Here is a 14,579-nt window from a genome sequence, read left to right as displayed (position 1 = left end):
CGACACAGATGAGGTGGTGACGCACCAGGCGCCACCACCTCATCGGCAGGGGTATGTCGGGATCGCGAGTCAGGCGGCAGCCGTTTCGCGAGCCGCGGCGTTGATCTGGTCGAACAGACCGCGCACGGCGTCCTCAGGAGCAGCCTGCAGGATCTCTCCCTCGGGGGTGAGGTCCTCACCGAACTTCAGGCCCGGGCCGTCGAGGCGCACGGCCTGGACGCGGTCGAGCACCTCACCGAACTGCTTGACGGACCCGGCGGCGGCACCCCAGCCATAGCCGACGACCCCGATCGGCAGACCGTTCCACTCGGCGTGGAGGGTGTCGATCGCGTTCTTCACGACCGCCGGGTAACCGGCGTTGTACTCGGGCAGGGCCACGATGAGTCCGTCATACTGACGCACGCGCTCGGACCAGGCGACGGTGGTGGGCTGGGTGTAGTTGCCGGCGGAAGGGAGCTCGGGCTCGGCCAGGAAGGGCAGGTCAACCTCGGCCAGGTCGATGATGTCGACCTCGTTGCCATAGGGCGCCAGCTCGCTGATCCACTGGGCGACCTTGGGGCCGATCCGGGTCGGACGCGACGAGCTGACGATGATGCCGATCGTAAATGAAGTCATGCATCCTTCAATAGATGTCGGGTCAAGCATGTTCCGGTCCGGCCCCAGAGTGGGCGGCGTCACACGCCTCAGTCGTGGGCCAGCAGGTCGACCGCACGCTGGAACAGCCACGGCTGCCGGTGGGCTGCCCCCAGGACCACCCGACGCCCAGGGGAGGTGCGGGTGGCTGCCAGCAGCCCCGCCGTCAGCGCACCGCTGCGTCGGCTCACCCGCGCGGCGGCCCGAGGATAGTCCTGCGGGCGTCCCTTCCCCAGGGCCGCAACGGCCTCCCGCGCCTGGGCCAGACCGACCGCCAGGCCTTCACCGGTGAGTGCGTCCACGTAGCCGCCGGCGTCGCCCACCAACAGGACCCGCCCGGCCCGGCGCGAGCGGACCCGTTGTCGCAGCGGCCCGGCACCCATCACCTCGCTCGCCGGCTCGACGCACGCCAGCCGCCCTGCCAGGGCGGGGAAGTCTGCCAGCCGCTCCTGCCAGCTCCCACGGCGGGTGCCGAGCAGCGCCACCCCCACCTCCCCCTCGCCGACCGGGGTGACGTAGGCCTCGCTGGTCGGCGACCAGTGCACCTCGACCAGGTCGGTCCACGGCGCGATGCGGAAGTGCCGTCGCAGTCCGTAACGGCGGACCCCGCGTCGCTCCACCTCGAGGTCGAGCAGCCGGCGCGTCGGCGAGTGCAGCCCGTCGGCGGCCACCACGAAGCGGGCGCGGACCACCCTGGGCGCACTGCCGCGCGGTCCCCCGACCTCGACATCGACCCCCGACTCGTCCTGGGACAGCCCGGTCATGGCCGAGGGCAGGATCGCAATGCCCGCCCGCCCGACAGCCTCCGCCAGCGCGGTGTGCAGCTCGGTGCGTCTCACCCCGCGTCCCGAGCCACCGCGGAACCGGGCCTCGACGGACCGCTGCCCGTCGACATACCGGATGCCAGCGAAGGGATGCCCTCCGACGTCCACGCCGAGCGCCGTCAGCGCGCCGACGGCGCCGGGCATCAGGCCCTCGCCGCAGGCCTTGTCGAGCGGGGTGGTGCGCGGCTCGAGCACGACGGGCACCAGGCCGGCCCGCGCGGCGAGCAGCGCGGTCGCCAGGCCGACCGGTCCGCCGCCGATGACGACCAGGTCGGGCGTCACGTCAACCCCTGGCCTGGGCGACGGTGTCGAGCGCAGCGTCCTCGGTGCGGATGCGCACGGTCAGCAGCCACGCGTTGAGCGCCGTGAACGCCACCGCGGTCAGCCAGGAGGTGTGCACCAGGGGCAGTGCGATGCCCTCGGCCACGACTGCCACATAGTTCGGGTGGCGCAGCCACCGGTAGGGGCCGCGGCGGACCAGCGCCAGCCCGGGCACGACGATGACCCGCGTGTTCCACTGCCGACCCAGCGTCGCGATGCACCACCACCGCAGGGCCTGGGCCAGCACGACCACGGCGAGCATCGGCCAGCCCAGCCATGGCAGGAACTCCCGGTCCAGCAGCCACGCCTCGGCCAGGCACGCCACCAGCAGCGCCGAGTGCAGGGCGACCATGGGCGGATAGTGGCCGCGTCCGAACTCGACCCCGCCCCGGGCGAGCGCCCAGGCGGCGTGCCGCTTCGACAGGACCAGCTCTGCGAGACGTTCGAGGACGACCAGGCCCAGCAGCACGGCATACCAGGTCAGCGACGTCACCGGGCCTCCCCCGGCGCGGTCAGCAGCACGGTCTCCAGGCAGAACCCGGGGCCCATCGCCAGCAGCACGCCGGGACTGCCTGGCTCCGGGGGCGCGTCCCGCAGCGTGTCGGCGAGCACGTGCAGCACGGAGGCCGAGGACAGGTTGCCGATCCGGGCCAGCGACCGCCAGGTCACGCCGAGGGCCTCGGCTGGCACCTCCAGCGCCTCGGCCATCGCGTCCAGCACCTTGGGCCCACCGGGGTGGGCGACCCACCAGCCGACCCGCGCGCGGTCCAGACCGTATGCCGACAGGAACCCGTCCACGTCGCCCCTCACCTGGGTGCGGACCAGGTCGGGCACCTCCGCGCCGAGCACGATGCGCAGACCGGTGGCACCGACGTCCCAGCCCATCGCCCGCTCGGTGCCGGGATAGAGGCGACTCCGGCTGGCGACCACCTGGACCCCGTGCGGGGCCAGCCGCTGGGCCGCCCGGTCGCCCACCAGCACGACCGCCGCGGCGCCGTCGCCGAAGAGACCGCTGGCCACGAGGTTGGCGGTGGACGTGTCGTCGCGCTGCAGGGTCAGGCTGCACAGCTCCACGGCGAGCAGGACCGCAACGCCGTCCGGGTGGCCGGCCAGCCACTCGTGCACCCGGCCTATCCCTGCCGCGCCGCCGACGCAGCCCAGCCCGACGATCGGGATGCGTCTCAGGTCCGCGCGTAGCGGCAGCCGGGCCATCAGCCGGGCGTCGAGGGAGGGCACGGCCAGGCCGGTGATGGTGGTGGAGACCAGCAGGTCGACATCCTGTGGGGTCAGCCCGGCGGCGTCGAGGGCCTCCTGCACGGCACGGGCGCCCAGATCGGTCGCGGCCTGGACGAAGATGCCGTTGGAGCGACCGAAGTCGGACGTCGCCTCGGTGTAGTCCTCGATCGGCAGCACCAGGTGCCGGTGCTGGACCCCAGCGTTCCGGTGCACCTGCTGCAGCAGCGTGCGGTGCTCAGGCGGCATCCCGACCAGGTCCGCCAACGCCGCGGTCAGGTCCTCCTGGGCATAGCGGTGGTCGGGGAGGACTCCCCGCACGGCCGCGATCACAGACATGTCCGCGAGCCTACGGACTGCAGGCCTCGCGTGCGCCGTCACAGCGCAGGGCACGCGCCGCCCGGCCGGCGGGCCCGTCGGACCCTAGGCTCGGTGGCGTGAGCACCATCGGCACGGCGCGCGGCCTGGTGCTGGCGTGCCATCCGCTGCCCACCGTGGCGGTCACCGTGCTCGCGCTGCTGCTCGCCCTCGGCGCAGGCAGCCCGAGCCAGGTCGCGGTGCTCGTGGCGGCTGTGCTCTGCGGGCAGCTCGTCATCGGCTGGCACAACGACCTGGTCGACAGCGCGCGGGACCGGGCCGCGGGCCGGACGGACAAGCCGATCGCGCGCGGTGAGATCTCACCGCGCAGTGTCCGTCTCGCCCTCGTCGTGGCCCTGTCCCTGACCGTGCTGCTGTCCTGGGCCACCAACAGCTGGACCGGGCTGGTGCTCCACGTGGGGCTGGTGGTCGGCTCGGGCCTGGCCTACAACGCCGGCCTCAAGGCCACCGCCTGGTCCTGGGTGCCCTATGCCGTGGCGTTCGGCACCCTGCCCGCCTTCGTCTGGCTCTCGGTCGGCCGGGCGGTGCCGTGGTGGGCGGTCGCGGTGGGTGCCCTGCTGGGCGTGGGCGCACACCTGCTCAACGTCCTGCCGGACCTGGGGGACGACGTGCGCGCCGGCATACGCGGCTTCCCACACCGCATCGGCGGCCGCGCATCACGCGTGGTGGCCCCCCTGCTGCTGCTGGCGGGGACTGTCCTGCTCGCGCTCGCTCCGGAGGGCGGGACGTCTGTGTGGGGTTGGGCATCCGTGGTCGCTGCGGGGCTGCTGGCCGTCGTGGCGTGGGCAGCTCGGGGCAAGGCCCCCTTCCTGGCGGCGATCGGCATCGCGCTACTCAACGTGGTCTCGCTGTCACTGCGCGGCTGAACCCGATGCGGACAACGAGCCGGGCAGACCGCTGCCGGACCTGAGAAGATCGCTGCCGGACGTTAGAAGATCGGCCACAGGATCGCGGCGAGGGCGAAGATGCTCAGCCCGAGCGTGGTCTCCAGGACGGTCCAGGTCTTCAACGTCGTGCGCACGTCCATCCCAAAGAACCGGCTGACCAGCCAGAACCCCGAGTCATTCACGTGCGAGAGCACGGTCGATCCGGCTGCCACCGCAAAGACCAGCAGCGCAATCCGGGCGTCGCCGAGGCCTTCGGCCGCGACCTGGGGCGCGATCAGTCCGGCCGTGGTGGTGATCGCCACCGTGGCCGAGCCCTGCGCCACCCGCAGCGCGGTGGCGATCAGGAAGGCCTGCGCCAGCAGCGGGAGCCCGAGGGAGCCGAGCTCTTCGGTCAGGGCCTTGCCGATGCCGCTGGCTCGCAACACACCGCCGAACATGCCACCGGCGCCGGTGATGAGGATGATGGCGGCGATCGAGCCGAGCGCATCATCAAACAGGTTGCTGGCCGAGGCGATGCTGAACCGGTTCGGGGCCAGCGTGAACAGCGCGACCAGGACGGTGATCAACAGCGCGATGGGGGTCTGCCCGATCAGCTGCAGGACGTCGGCCCAGACTGCGTCGTCGGAGATGGCGCCCGAGGTCCTCAGGGTTCCGATGCCGGTGTTCAGCGCGATCAGGACAAAGGGCAGCAGGAGCAGCAGGAGCACCTGTGCGAAGGAGGGCGCTCGCACCGCGACCCGGGTGTCGCCTCCCTCCCCCGCACCAGTCTCGCCACCGGGCCCGGCCTCCACGCCGAGGCCCTCGTTCTGCTTGCCGAAGGCGATGTCAGGGATCGAGACGTTGAAGCGCCGACCCAGCGCCGTGCCGACAAGATAGGCGCCGCTGAACCAGCCCACGACAGCCACGGGTATGCCGATGATCAGGGTGAGCCCGATGCTGCCATCCATCAGGTCCGCTGCAGCCACCGGCCCGGGGTGCGGGGGCACGACGGCGTGCATCGCGGCGAAGGCACCAGCCGTGGGCAGGCCGTAGGTCAGGATCGATCCTCCGAAGCGCCGGGCGACGGTGAAGATGATCGGCAGGAAGACCACCAGACCGGCGTCGAAGAAGATCGGAAAGCCAAAGATCAGCGCGGCGACTCCGAGCGCGAGGGGTGCCCGCTTCTCACCGAATCTGTTGATCAGGGTGTCGGCGAGCACCTGAGCACCGCCCGTGTACTCCAGCAGCCTGCCGAGCATGACGCCGAAGGCCACCAGGAGCGCGACCGAGCCGAGGGTGCTGCTGAAGCCGCCCATGAGTGCGTCGGGCACGCTCGTCAGCGGGATCCCCGCCGCCACGGCCGTCAGCACGCTCACCAGCACCAGCGCGACGAACGCATGGAGCTTGACCTTCATGATCAAGAACAGCAGCAGCACCACCGCGACCGCTGCGATGATCAGCAGGATCCCTGCGCTGTGGACCGGCTCCATTGCCTCCATGACGATCTCCTCGCTACAGCCACCACCGGTGGGCGTTTTATCACCCTAGGGGCAGCCACACGGCAGTGGCGAGTTCAACAACCACCGGTCGGATTCGTCACACCAGGTCTCTGGGGATGGTGACGTCCTGAGAAGCACGATGAGACCTGTCTCACACTGCGTGTTTTGCGCCGGCCGACGCAGCGAGCCGGGCGGACCGTCGCGTTCGCCGGATATTTTCCGGTCGCGACGCCACCCCACCGGACACCCTCTCTGACCTGCGGTTTTATGATCTGTGCCGCCGGGAATCTCCTCCATACTCGATCCATGCCGCTGCAGATCGGGATCTTCGGACGGGGCCGCCTGGGCTCCGCGATCGCCGCTGCCGCCGAGCAGACCGACGACCTTCACGTCGCCTGGCTGGTCGGGCAGGAAGCGCCTCAGGACCTCTCCCCCGTCGACGTCGCCGTCGAGGTCAGCCACGCCGACGCCGTGGCCGACCGCATCCGTTGGGCACACCGCAATGGCACCGACCTGGTCATCGGCACGACCGGCTGGACCACCCACGAGTTCGACGCGAGCGACGCCCTGGGGAGCGGCGGGGAGAGCCCAGCGATCGGCATACTGACCGCCCCGAACTTCTCCCTCACCGTCGCGCTGATGCGCCGGATCAGCCTCGCCCTCGGCGGCTATGCCGCCCGCACCGGCGCCGACCTCGCCGTCAGCGAGATCCACCACACCCGCAAGGTCGATGCCCCCAGCGGCACCGCGCTACTGCTGCGCGACACCCTCGCCGCGGGAGCGGGGCGCGAGGCGGAGAGCGTGCAGACCGCCAGCCTGCGCCTCGGGGAGGTCGTCGGGCGCCATGACGTGCACCTGACCAGTGCCGCCGAGTCGATCACGCTCACGCACGAGGCGCACAGCCGGGAGGTCTTCGCCCTCGGTGCCCTCACCGCGATCCGGTGGATCCACGGACGTCGCGGCAGCTTCACCTTCGACGACCTCGCTGCCGAGGTCCTCGATCCCCTGTTCCGATCTCACCCACACCGATAAACACACCCACACCCACACAGAAGGAGGAACCATGAGCGGTGCACAGTTCACCGGCCTCGGCGTGGCACTGGCCACCCCGTTCACCACAGGGACGGAGGGGGCGGCCAAGCCGGCCAGCGGCGGAGGTTCCTCCCGCAAGCGACCGGCCGTGGACCTCGCGGCCTACCGGACCCTGGTCCAGCACGTCGTCGCCGGCGGCGCTGACTTCCTGGTGGTCCTGGGGTCCACCGGGGAGGCCGCGACCGTGGACGAGTCCGAGCGCGCGGACCTGATCGCCACTGCGCGCGAGGCGGCACCGGGCGTCCCGATCGTGGTGGGCACCGGGCACAACAACACGGAGTATGCCGTCGAACTGTCCCGCGCCGCCGTCGCCGGCGGTGCGGACGGACTGCTCGTGGTCAGCCCCTACTACAACAAGCCACAGCCCGCCGGGATCGTCGCCCACTTCCGGGCGATCACCGAGGAGCTGCCCGGTGTGCCGATCATTGCCTACAACGTGCCGGGGCGCACGGGCTCGAACCTGACCCCCGAGACGCTGCGCGAGCTGTGGGCGATCCCGGAGGTCGTGGCGGTCAAGGAGTCCTCCGGTGACCTGCGCCAGATGGTGCGGATCTGTCAGGAGGCCCCGGCAGGCAAGACCGTCCTCGCGGGCGACGACGACCTGGCGCTGCCCGCGATCGCGGTCGGCGCAACCGGCCTGGTCTCGGTGTGCGGCAATGTCGCCCCCGCCGAGACGGCAGAGCTGGTCCGCGCGGCGATGGTCGGGGACCTCGTCCGGGCCCGCGAGTTCAACGCCGAGCTGGCGCCGCTGATGGCGGCCCTGTTTGCCGAAACCAACCCGGTGCCGCTCAAGGCCGCGCTCGCCTGCCTCGGCCTGGCCACCGGCATGGTCCGCCTGCCGCTCGTGCCGGCCGCCCCCGACACCTGGGCACGGATCCAGTCGGCGCTGTCCGCGCTCGCCCTGACGCCACACCACGCGCTCGGTGGAGTGGATTCCCGCACCACCGCACGTCCGGTCGTCAGGGAAGCGGTGGCCTCATGACCGCCAACACCCTCGCCCCCAACACTGCGCTGCGCGAGTACGTCACGCGGCCCGTCGCCGAGCTGCGGGAGGACCCCACTGCGCCGGAGCGCATCGGGGAGTTCCTCGACGCGCTGGAGTCCGGCACGGTCCGCGCGGCAGAGCGGAGCACCGACGGCACCTGGCACGCCAACGCCTGGGTGAAGTCCGGCATCCTGGCGGCCTTCGCACTCAGCGAGACCGTCGCCGTGCCCGGCTGGCCGGGCGGCGCCGTCGACAAGTCGCTGGTCCCGCCGCGACAGATCGAGCCGGTTGACGGCATACGCCTCGTGCCGGGTGGCACCTCGGTGCGCCGTGGTGCCGGGCTTGCCGCGGGCACCGTGGTGATGCCGCCCAGCTATCTCAACACCGGCGCCTGGGTCGGCACAGGCTCGATGGTCGACAGCCACGTCCTGGTCGGCTCCTGCGCCCAGGTCGGTGAGCGCGTGCACCTGTCCACCGCCGTGCAGCTCGGCGGGGTCCTCGAGCCCATCGGCGCCACCCCGGTGGTCGTCGAGGATGACGTCTTCATCGGCGCACAGTGCGGCCTCTACGAGGGTGTCGTCGTGCGCGAGCGTGCGGTGCTGGCCCCCGGGGTGACGCTGACCTCGCGCACCGTGATCTTCGACCTGGTCAACGGCCGCGAGGTGCGCGGTGAGGTCCCGGCCGGTGCGGTCGTCGTGCCCGGCGCGCGTCCCGCCCGCGGGGACTATGCCGCGTCGCTGGGGATCTCGCTGTATGCCCCCGTGATCGTGAAGTATCGCGACGGCTCCACCGACGCCTCGACCGTCCTCGAGGAGGCCCTGCGATGAGCACGGCAACCCGTGTCACCTCCCTGTCACCGAGCCTGATCCGGGCGATGTCCGTCGGCGCCCCGCCGGAGTCGATCGACCTCGGCCTCGGTGTCCCCGGCTGGGCGCTTCCCGAGCCCGCCCGGGCCGCCCTGGCGCAGTGCGCGGCACGTGACGAGCCGCTCGGATATGGTCCCAACGGCGGTGTGCCCGAGCTGGTCTCGGCGATCGGTGACTACCACCTGCTGGACGACGACGCGGCTGATCAGGTGATGGTCACCGCGGGCAGCCAGGCGGCGCTGACCGCGCTATTCCTGGCACACGTCTCTCCTGGCCAGCTGGTGCTGGTGCCCGACCCGGGCTTCCCGGCCTACGCCACGCTGGCCCGGCTCGCTGGTGGCATCCCGGTCCCCTACGCCCTGGGTCAGCACGGCAACCTCGACACCCAGACCTTCCTGAGCACCCTCCAGGGCGACGTGGCCCTGGCGGTGATCAACCACCCCGGCAACCCGACCGGTGGGGGTGCGTCACTGCCCGCGCTGGCAGCGGTCGCCGCAGCCTGCCGGGCGGCAGGTGCCCTGCTGGTCTCGGACGAGGTCTACCGTGACGTCCACCTCGGCGCCCGGCCAGCCTCGCTGCGCGACGTCACGAGCACCGGCGTCGTGGTCTCATCAGTGAGCAAGGGCTGGGCAGCGCCCGGCCTGCGCGTCGGCTGGGTCGTCGGAGACCCGACCGTGCTGGCGCCCGCCCGGCTGGTGCACAACGCCATGACCACCAGTGCCGCCCGACCGAGCCAGCTGGCGGCGACCGCGCTGCTGCGCAACTCGGCGGAGGTGCTCCGACAGACCCGGCGTGAGCTGATCCAGCGCTGGTCCATCGCACAGACAGGCCCGGCCGCCGTGCGCCCGGTGGCCACCCCGGCCGGCGGGTTCTATGCGTGGATCCCGGTGCCGCAGTGGGCGATCGGTGACACCCTCGGGTTCTGCCGACGGGTGCGTGACGAGGGTCGGGTGATCGTCGTGCCGGGCACGGCCTTCGGCTCCCGTGGCGAGGGTTTTGTGCGGGTCTCCTGTGGCGGCGACCCGAGATTGCTGGGCCAGGGATTGGCGCGGATGGCGCCCTTCTGGGAGGAGCCGTGAGCACTGCGACCACCACCGATGGGCGGCTGTTCGCGCTGTCCGACGCGGCCGCACTGCTGGCCGCAGACAGTGTGGACACCCCGTGCTTCGCCTACCGCATCGACCTGGCCCGGGAGCGTTTCCTGGACCTGCGGGCCGCGTTGCCGCGACGGGTGAACCTGGCCTATGCCGTGAAGTCCAACCCCGGCCCGCCGCTGCTGGCCGAGCTGGCCCGCTGGGGCGCGTGGTTTGACTGCGCCTCGGCGGGCGAGGTCGCGGCCGTCGGCACCGCCCGTCACGCGGTCGGAGCTCATCCCGCCGGGCCCAGCGCCGTGCCCGGCCGGATGGTCTTTGCCGGGCCTGCCAAGTCCGAGGCAGACCTGCGGGCCGCCCTCGCTGCGGGCGCCCGGATCCAGGTCGATGGCATCGAGGACGTGCAGCGACTGGCTGCCTGGCACCACGGCCCGGAGCCGCTGGCCATCAACGTGCGGGTCCACCCTCTCGAGGGTGTGAGCGAGACCGCCTCGATCATCGGCGGGTCCGGCCCGTCAGCCTTCGGGGTGGACGAGGAGGAGCTGCCGCAGTTCGTCGGCGCCTGTGCCGAGTACCCCACCGTGCGGTTGAGTGGCCTGCAGGTCTTCTCGGCGAGCAACGAGCTCGACGCGGCTGCCCTGCTGGCCAACCACCGCACCGCACTGGGCATCGGCGAGCGCCTGCAGTCCCTCCTGGGCCATGACCTCGACCTGATCGATCTCGGGGGCGGTCTGGGCATCCCGTATGCCGACGACTCCCCCGAGCTGGACATCCGCGCCCTGGGCGCTGGGCTCGCCGAGCTGCTCGCTGCCAACGCGTGGTTCACCGGCGAGGTCGTGCTCGAGCCGGGGCGCTGGCTGTCCGGTCCGACCGGTGTCTACCTCACCCGTGTGGTCCGGGTGAAGCGGAGCCGCGGCACCACCTTCGCGATCCTGCAGGGCGGCATCAACCATCTGTTGCGGCCGCTGATGACCGGCCAGTCCTTCCCGGTGCGGTCAGTCCCGGACCGGCGCGGGCTGACGGTGACCGACAGCGGAAGCGAGGATGGGGCGGCCGGGGAACTCACGGCATACACCCTGGCGGGGCCGCTGTGCACCTCGCTGGACCGGATCGGCACCGCCGAGCTCGGCCCGCTGGAGCCCGGTGACCTGCTGATGTTCGGTCAGGCAGGGGCCTATGGCTTCACCCAGGCGATGACGAACTTCCTGAGTCATCCAGTGCCCGAGCAGTTGTGGCTGGACGGTTCATCCGCCTGATCCGGCGCTCGATGCCGGGGTCAGCCGCCGAAGCTCAGCCGCAAAGACTCAGCGCGCGCCTCGAGGTAGCGCACCTTCATCGCCATGCTGTCGGCGGCGGGGGACGCGTGGTTCTGCCGGGCCGGGCGACGCTCAGCGCGCGCGGGGGTGCTGGCATCGATGGTCTGGATGTTGCGTAGTTTTGTCATGGCTCAAGTGTCTCTGACCTCGACTCATACGTCCAATGAGCGCAACGCATCAAACATATGCGTTATGGTTATGTGTTATGGATACGAGAGACCTCCGCTGGTTCCAGCAGGTGGCCGACGGCATCACCGTGACCGAGTTGGGCGAGGTGGAGGGCACCACCCAGCCGGGGGTGTCCCGGGCGCTGGCGCGACTGGATCGGGAGGTCGGCACTCCCCTCCTGCACCGCTCCGGACGCACCCTTCGCATGACGCATGCCGGGGCGGCCTTCAAGCGTCACGTGGACAGGCTGCTGCACGAACTCGATGACGGGCTGGCCGCCGTTCATCAGCTGGTCGACCCCGAGACCGGCACGGTCACGCTGGCCTTCCACTCCTCGCTTGGCACCTGGCTCGTGCCGGATCTGGTGAGCAGCTTTCGCGTCGACCACCCAGAGGTGCGTTTCCTGCTGCGCCCGCAGGAGGAGGCGGCAACCACCACCATCGGACCCCGCAGCGGCATCGATCTGGAACTGTCCACCGTGCGGCCCCGCCCCGGGTCGCACCGCTGGGCACGGCTGGTCACGGAGCCGCTGTCCCTGGCCGTGCCTGCAGGGCACCGCCTGGACGACCGTGACGAGCCGCTCGACCTGATCGAGGCCGCGGACGAGCCGTTTGTGCTGTTCTGGCCGGGCTCGGCGCTGCGCGAGCGGACCGACGAGCTGGCTGCCCGTGCGGGCTTCACGCCGCAGTTGGCGTTCGCGTGCGAGGACCTCACCACCGCGCGGGCTTTCGTCGCTGCCGGACTCGGCGTCTCCATCCTTCCGCCACCGTCGGCCTCCGGGGCCGGCGCATCCCCTGCCCGGGTCCGCTACCTCCCCCTCACGGACCGGCTCGCTGTCCGCGAAATTGGCCTGGCCTGGTCCGACGAGCGCCAGATGCTGCCCGCCGCGCGGCTGTTCCACCAGCACGTGCTCGACCGGGCCCACACGGAGGCGCCCGGCACCCGTCGCCGGGACTGAGGACACCGTTCACCCCGCGCGCCGCCGGGCTGTCCCCAGGCGGTGCCTGACGGAGACGGGTGGCTGAGTCATCCTGTGACTCAGCCACCCGTGCCCAACACGTGCAGCTCGGCCCGTCACCTCAGTGCCGACCGCACGTGTTCAGGGTCAGGGCGTGACCGGACCCTGCGCGGGCCATGGCGTGACCAGCCCGCCGTCTGTCTGGTAGCCGACGAAGGGCACGTGCGGGATCTGGTCGTGCCAGATCAGTGGGTCGGTGCCCCAGGTGCTGCCCGTGGCCAGGCCCTCCAGCAGGGCGACGGTGCCGCGCACATTCTGCTCGATCGCCTTGCCACGCGACTTCTGTCCGATGCTGCCGCCGTAGGTCTCGAAGAAGACCATCGGGTGGGAGTGACCGGTCGGGTTCATGTCCTGCCAGTTCAGGCCGATCATGACCGCCGAGGCCACACCGCCTCGGATGTCAATCTCGTAGAAGTTGCCGCCGCCGCCGACGCTGTAGCGGTCGATGTTGACGAAACCGTAGCCCTGGAGCGCGGAGTAGACCTGGCCCTGCATCTGCCGCGTCTGCACGTCATACAGTCCGCCCTTGACGCCCGGCAGGGTCGGCCCGCTGGGAGCCAGCGAGATGCCGAGGGACATGGTGATCGGCTCGCCGTCGTCGGCATACTTCAGACCCTGGTGGTGGATGTCGAGGCCGTAGTCGGGCTTGACCTGGTTCCAGTAGGTGTACCAGGCGATCGACTCCTTGGCCTGGAAAGCATTTGGCGCCCAGTCGCGGTTCAGGTCGATCCGCCTCCCGGATCCGTCCTGGAGGACGGTGTGCCGGATGTAGAGCTCGCTTCCGTCCGGGTTGTACATGGGGATGACGTGCAGCGTCAGCTCGTCGCGGATGCGGCGGAAGGTGGGGTTTCCGTTGGACCCGACCGACTTCAGGACGTCCAGCATGGTGTCGGTGCCATAGGGCTCGTTCCCGTGGATCCGGCCCTGGAGCCAGACGTGGGTGTCGCCGGTGCCGACCGTGGCGACATAGAGGTCGCGCCCCGCCTCGGAGACACCGGGGCTGATGCCCAGCTCGCGCAGGGTGGTGACCTGGACCGCGCCCTTCGAGGTGCGCTCGATCTTTTCCAGCGCCTTGATCATGTCGGCGTAGGTCAGCAGTGCATCGCGTGGCGGAAACGGCCCCGGCTCCGGGAAGGAGCCATCGGCCAGGGCGGGCTGGACCGCCGCGAGTGTCGCCAGCGCCAGTCCGCCGGCGAGCAGGTTGCGGCGACTGATGCTGCTATACGGGTGGGGCATGGTTTCTCCGCATCGTCTTTGATGGTGTGATCTGCCTCCCCCGAGTGAGGCCGAGCCTAAAGTGTGGTGCCCTGTCAGGCAGGGATTTTCACGCGCGATGTATGCCGTGTCGTCGGCCGACCTCAGCCCATCTCTTCGAGCATCCCGCGCATCCGGGTGATCTCGATGCGCTGGTCGGACTCCACGTGCCGGGCCAGATCGCCGATCTGCACCTCCTGGCCACCCTCGGCGGCCCAGAGGTCCTCGACCATCGTGATGGCTCCCTCGTGGTGCATGATCATGTACTCGAGGAACAGCCGGGAGAACTCGTCACCGGTCGCGGCCTCCAGTTCAGCGAGCTGCGCGTCCGTGAGCATGCCGGGCATCAGGTCACCCTGCCCATGATTCGCGTGGCCGCCCCCTGACTCGAGGTCGAAGACCGGCTCCCCGCGGTCCCGCAGCCAGGCCTGCATCTGATCCATCTCGTCCTCCTGGCTGACGGCCATCCGCTCGGCAAGCAGATGGACCGACTCGTCATCGGTGCGCTCCTCGACGAGGTCGGTCATGATGATCGCCTGCTCGTGGTGCCCGAGCATGTGGCGCACGAAGTCGACGTCGGCCGCCGTGTGCTCCACGGTGAGATCCAGCGCCTCAGCCTCAGCTGCGTCGAGCGTGCGGTTCTCGGCGCCCGGGGCTCCCAGCTGGACCACCGGAGCAGTGGATGCGACGCGCTCGGCACCGGTCTCCTCGCCGGTGCAGGCACTGAGGAGCAGGACAAGGGAGACGGCAATCAGGGCAGGCAGACGCACGTGGGGATCCTCACAAAATTGGTGAAAGTTTTATGGCGAAACACTAGTGCGAGGGGTGTGACGTGCGCTACCTTTCTCGCTATTAGGAGGGCCGATCGGGGAATTGTGGCCCTTTGAACCACTCAGGCGATGGTCGACGCCCTGCGATCCCCGCAGCCAGTTGAGACTGCCGCGCCAGCGCGATGGAGAGGTCACCCGAGACATGAAATCCCGAACCTTACCCCGCCCAAAAACGTCCCGGCGACTCGCCGCGGTCCTTGGGGCA

General features: G+C 70.7%; 15 protein-coding genes. 7 read left to right on the top strand and 8 right to left on the bottom strand.

Going from position 1 to position 14,579, the window contains the following annotated elements:
• Positions 1–69 precede the first annotated feature (69 nt).
• From FNH13_RS07480 to FNH13_RS07465, 4 genes are all read right to left on the bottom strand, one after another.
• A complete protein-coding gene (locus tag FNH13_RS07480) occupies positions 70–615 on the bottom strand; it encodes an NADPH-dependent FMN reductase (protein WP_165700051.1) in 546 nt (181 codons plus the stop codon).
• A gap of 68 nt (positions 616–683) precedes the next feature.
• The gene (locus tag FNH13_RS07475) at positions 684–1,739 is read right to left on the bottom strand and encodes an NAD(P)/FAD-dependent oxidoreductase (RefSeq protein ID WP_143782877.1); all 1,056 of its coding nucleotides are present in this window, start codon (positions 1,737–1,739) and stop codon (positions 684–686) included.
• Position 1,740: 1 nt separating this feature from the next.
• Positions 1,741–2,262 carry an isoprenylcysteine carboxyl methyltransferase family protein gene (locus FNH13_RS07470; RefSeq protein WP_143785003.1) on the bottom strand — a complete coding sequence of 174 codons (522 nt, stop codon included), beginning with the start codon at positions 2,260–2,262 and terminating at the stop codon, positions 1,741–1,743.
• Positions 2,263–2,267: 5 nt separating this feature from the next.
• Entirely contained in the window at positions 2,268–3,350 is a 1,083-nt protein-coding gene (locus tag FNH13_RS07465; RefSeq protein ID WP_143782876.1) for a type III polyketide synthase, read from the bottom strand.
• Between the two features lie 98 nt (positions 3,351–3,448).
• Here FNH13_RS07465 and FNH13_RS07460 point away from each other — a divergent pair, with 98 nt between their 5' ends.
• Positions 3,449–4,255: a UbiA family prenyltransferase gene (locus tag FNH13_RS07460; protein WP_143782875.1), complete on the top strand. Its 807-nt coding sequence runs from the start codon at positions 3,449–3,451 to the stop codon at positions 4,253–4,255.
• Positions 4,256–4,317: 62 nt separating this feature from the next.
• Here the strand turns inward: FNH13_RS07460 and FNH13_RS07455 are convergent, their stop codons facing one another.
• Positions 4,318–5,760 (bottom strand): GntP family permease, encoded by a 1,443-nt coding sequence (locus FNH13_RS07455; protein WP_407669972.1) that lies wholly within the window; start codon positions 5,758–5,760, stop codon positions 4,318–4,320.
• A gap of 300 nt (positions 5,761–6,060) precedes the next feature.
• Here FNH13_RS07455 and FNH13_RS07450 point away from each other — a divergent pair, with 300 nt between their 5' ends.
• The 5 genes from FNH13_RS07450 to FNH13_RS07430 are packed head-to-tail and all read left to right on the top strand — an operon-like array spanning position 6,061 to position 11,044.
• Positions 6,061–6,786, top strand: coding sequence for a 4-hydroxy-tetrahydrodipicolinate reductase (locus FNH13_RS07450; RefSeq protein ID WP_165700050.1), 726 nt, complete (start codon positions 6,061–6,063; stop codon positions 6,784–6,786).
• A 31-nt stretch (positions 6,787–6,817) separates the two neighbouring features.
• Entirely contained in the window at positions 6,818–7,828 is a 1,011-nt protein-coding gene (gene dapA, locus FNH13_RS07445) for a 4-hydroxy-tetrahydrodipicolinate synthase (protein WP_143782872.1), read from the top strand.
• Positions 7,825–8,658, top strand: a complete 834-nt coding sequence (locus tag FNH13_RS07440) for a 2,3,4,5-tetrahydropyridine-2,6-dicarboxylate N-succinyltransferase (protein ID WP_143782871.1) — start codon at positions 7,825–7,827, stop codon at positions 8,656–8,658. Before dapA ends, FNH13_RS07440 begins: the two co-directional genes overlap by 4 nt.
• A complete protein-coding gene (locus FNH13_RS07435) occupies positions 8,655–9,776 on the top strand; it encodes a pyridoxal phosphate-dependent aminotransferase (protein WP_143782870.1) in 1,122 nt (373 codons plus the stop codon). Before FNH13_RS07440 ends, FNH13_RS07435 begins: the two co-directional genes overlap by 4 nt.
• A complete protein-coding gene (locus FNH13_RS07430) occupies positions 9,773–11,044 on the top strand; it encodes a type III PLP-dependent enzyme domain-containing protein (protein WP_143782869.1) in 1,272 nt (423 codons plus the stop codon). Before FNH13_RS07435 ends, FNH13_RS07430 begins: the two co-directional genes overlap by 4 nt.
• 20 nt (positions 11,045–11,064) lie before the next feature.
• Here the strand turns inward: FNH13_RS07430 and FNH13_RS19005 are convergent, their stop codons facing one another.
• Entirely contained in the window at positions 11,065–11,232 is a 168-nt protein-coding gene (locus FNH13_RS19005) for a hypothetical protein (RefSeq protein ID WP_165700049.1), read from the bottom strand.
• A 77-nt stretch (positions 11,233–11,309) separates the two neighbouring features.
• Here FNH13_RS19005 and FNH13_RS07425 point away from each other — a divergent pair, with 77 nt between their 5' ends.
• Positions 11,310–12,230 (top strand): LysR substrate-binding domain-containing protein, encoded by a 921-nt coding sequence (locus FNH13_RS07425; RefSeq protein WP_143782868.1) that lies wholly within the window; start codon positions 11,310–11,312, stop codon positions 12,228–12,230.
• A gap of 147 nt (positions 12,231–12,377) precedes the next feature.
• Here the strand turns inward: FNH13_RS07425 and FNH13_RS07420 are convergent, their stop codons facing one another.
• Together FNH13_RS07420 and FNH13_RS07415 are read right to left on the bottom strand one after the other, a co-directional pair.
• Entirely contained in the window at positions 12,378–13,526 is a 1,149-nt protein-coding gene (locus FNH13_RS07420) for a M14 family zinc carboxypeptidase (RefSeq protein ID WP_143782867.1), read from the bottom strand.
• A gap of 122 nt (positions 13,527–13,648) precedes the next feature.
• On the bottom strand, positions 13,649–14,314 hold the full coding sequence (locus tag FNH13_RS07415) for a DUF305 domain-containing protein (RefSeq protein ID WP_143782866.1): 666 nt from the start codon (positions 14,312–14,314) through the stop codon (positions 13,649–13,651).
• Between the last annotated feature and the right edge of the window lie 265 nt (positions 14,315–14,579).

The sequence above is a fragment of the Ornithinimicrobium ciconiae genome (assembly GCF_007197575.1).
Lineage (GTDB): Bacteria > Actinomycetota > Actinomycetes > Actinomycetales > Dermatophilaceae > Ornithinicoccus > Ornithinicoccus ciconiae.
Note: the sequence above shows the minus strand (reverse complement) of the source record. Positions and strands in the feature narration are given on the sequence as shown.

What these genes read in the sequence shown, in the direction of transcription:
- FNH13_RS07480 (WP_165700051.1), bottom strand. Translation starts at nt 615, where the DNA reads ATGACTTCATTTACGATCGGCATCATCGTCAGCTCGTCGCGTCCGACC.
- FNH13_RS07465 (WP_143782876.1), bottom strand. Translation starts at nt 3,350, where the DNA reads ATGTCTGTGATCGCGGCCGTGCGGGGAGTCCTCCCCGACCACCGCTAT.
- FNH13_RS07450 (WP_165700050.1), top strand. Translation starts at nt 6,061, where the DNA reads ATGCCGCTGCAGATCGGGATCTTCGGACGGGGCCGCCTGGGCTCCGCG.
- dapA (WP_143782872.1), top strand. Translation starts at nt 6,818, where the DNA reads ATGAGCGGTGCACAGTTCACCGGCCTCGGCGTGGCACTGGCCACCCCG.
- FNH13_RS07440 (WP_143782871.1), top strand. Translation starts at nt 7,825, where the DNA reads ATGACCGCCAACACCCTCGCCCCCAACACTGCGCTGCGCGAGTACGTC.
- FNH13_RS07435 (WP_143782870.1), top strand. Translation starts at nt 8,655, where the DNA reads ATGAGCACGGCAACCCGTGTCACCTCCCTGTCACCGAGCCTGATCCGG.
- FNH13_RS19005 (WP_165700049.1), bottom strand. Translation starts at nt 11,232, where the DNA reads ATGACAAAACTACGCAACATCCAGACCATCGATGCCAGCACCCCCGCG.
- FNH13_RS07425 (WP_143782868.1), top strand. Translation starts at nt 11,310, where the DNA reads ATGGATACGAGAGACCTCCGCTGGTTCCAGCAGGTGGCCGACGGCATC.
- FNH13_RS07420 (WP_143782867.1), bottom strand. Translation starts at nt 13,526, where the DNA reads ATGCCCCACCCGTATAGCAGCATCAGTCGCCGCAACCTGCTCGCCGGC.